The organism is Bacillota bacterium (assembly GCA_024655925.1).
Lineage (GTDB): Bacteria > Bacillota > DTU025 > DTU025 > JANLFS01 > JANLFS01.
In genome coordinates, this window is sequence record JANLFS010000216.1 from 1 (window position 1) to 1,868 (window position 1,868).

The following is a 1,868-nucleotide window of genomic DNA, read 5'->3' on the forward strand; positions in this document are numbered from 1 at the left end:
GCTCAGCCTGTGTCACAGCCTGGAACTTGTCGAGGATCCGGTTCTTGTGGACCGAGGCCCAGATCCAGTCGGAGTCGAGCACGTTCATCTGGGAGAGAGGGATGCCGCCTTTCGGCGCCGGCACGTCCACCCTGACCGAGTAGTTGCCATACTTAGTGAGGATTTGCTGCGCTTCCTTTGTTAACAGATAGTCATAGAAGGCCTTGGCGCCCTCGGGGTTCTTCGCCCCGGCGACGACCGCGGCACACCAGGGGTCGGCGTAGATCGGGCTCGGGAAGACGAACTCGATCGGGTATCCCTCATCCCGAAGCTGGTACACTGCGTCGAAGAACCCGATCCCGAGAGGGTACTCGCCCCTCGCCACGAGGTTCTGGGGGGCGCGGCCGCTCCTTGTGAACTGAGAGATGTTCCGGGAGAGCTTGGCTACGAAATCCCAACCCTCGTCCTCGGTCTTTGACATCTCGAGGATCGTGGTAATCGCTGAGTATGCCGTTCCCGATGTGGCCGGGTGGGGCATTACGATCCGGTCCTTCCACTTCGGATCGAGAAGATCGGCCCAGTTCTTCGGGGGCTCCAGCTTGAGGTTCTTCATTGCCGTGGTATTGTAGAAGAACACCAGGGGGTACATGCCCACTCCAACAAGGTAGTCGCTTCCGGGGAACTTGTAGGCCTCAGCAACTCCCTCGAGGTTCGCGGGCTTGTACCTCTCGATGAGAGGTGGTGTGGACTCCACCGCTTCCTTGAGGTAGAGCGCGCGGACGGAGAGCCAGAAGTCTGCCTGCGGGTTGTTCCGTTCCGCCTTGATGCGGGCGAGAATCTCACCTGACGAGATCACCATGTTGGTGACCCGTATCCCCGTCTTGGCGGTGAAAGGCCTGGCCAGGTCCTGAATCTGCTCGTCCGGGAACGGAGAGTAGACCACGATCTCCCGTGGGGCGCCCATCGCACTTGCGCCCACCAAGGCGAGCAGGGCTGCGGCCAGGACAGCGGATAGGAACCTTCTCATGACAGCCATTCCTTCCTGAGTTGGTTTTGGTACGAAACCCACAATGTTTCTTCGACAGTAAGGCCTGCATTCCTCCCACTACCTCCGTTGGCTGAGGACACAGGGACTACCTTCCATGTTGTCTACTACCATCTTGAGCGGGGGGTAAGGGCACCGCCAAAACGGCTTCTTCAAGCAGTATGGTAGGTCACTGAGCACTGACTAGCTTTGAGACTGTAACCCTGTGAGTCATTCCTGCCTCCCGTTCCTGCTTGGTCGCCCGGATGATTCCGTAGATCACTCCCGGATCGCTTCTGTCCCATGCTATGCCTTGCCCGCGTATGTTGAGCGGGATGATCTCCACGAGTTCGAGCACAGATCCCGCCCTGGGGAGTTTGCACTTGTATACTTCGGCCGGGTCATGACCTGACAGGTACAGGAAACCATCGGGACCCCAAGAACCACCGGAGTTGCTCATGTCTGCGAGTCTGTTAAGGATGCTCTTGGGAAGAACCCAGGCTTCAAGCCACTGCCACCGCTCATCGAACTTCACTAGTGTAGTGCAGACCTTGTATCCATAGGGTGTGCCGTTCGGGCCGTGGGGCCTGTCATAGTTGGCGAACGTGACCCACCAGTATCGGTCGTGCCAATCAACCCAAGTGGCCGATCCCCAGTGTATGCCGAAGCTGTGGCTACCGATGTGTTCCATCGTTTCTGCGTTCCATATCTCAATGGAACTGGTCATTGGCCATTCGCTCCAGTTCGAGTGGGCGCAGTAGATCTTGCCGCCGATGACAACTGCGCTGTCAAGGTGGATGATGGGGCCATCCGATCAAGTCCGATTTCTGGTGTAAAATCCCTCCGGTAGCTGACGGCCGAAATC

At 58.1% G+C, this 1,868-nt stretch carries 2 protein-coding genes; both read right to left on the minus strand.

Annotated elements, in window-relative coordinates; all coding sequences use genetic code 11:
* Positions 1 to 1,006, minus strand: a 1,006-nt coding sequence (locus tag NUW23_16250; protein MCR4427698.1) for an ABC transporter substrate-binding protein, incomplete at its 3' end; no start/stop codon positions are given.
* A gap of 187 nt (positions 1,007 to 1,193) precedes the next feature.
* Positions 1,194 to 1,730, minus strand: a complete 537-nt coding sequence (locus NUW23_16255; GenBank protein MCR4427699.1) for a hypothetical protein — start codon at positions 1,728 to 1,730, stop codon at positions 1,194 to 1,196.
* Between the last annotated feature and the right edge of the window lie 138 nt (positions 1,731 to 1,868).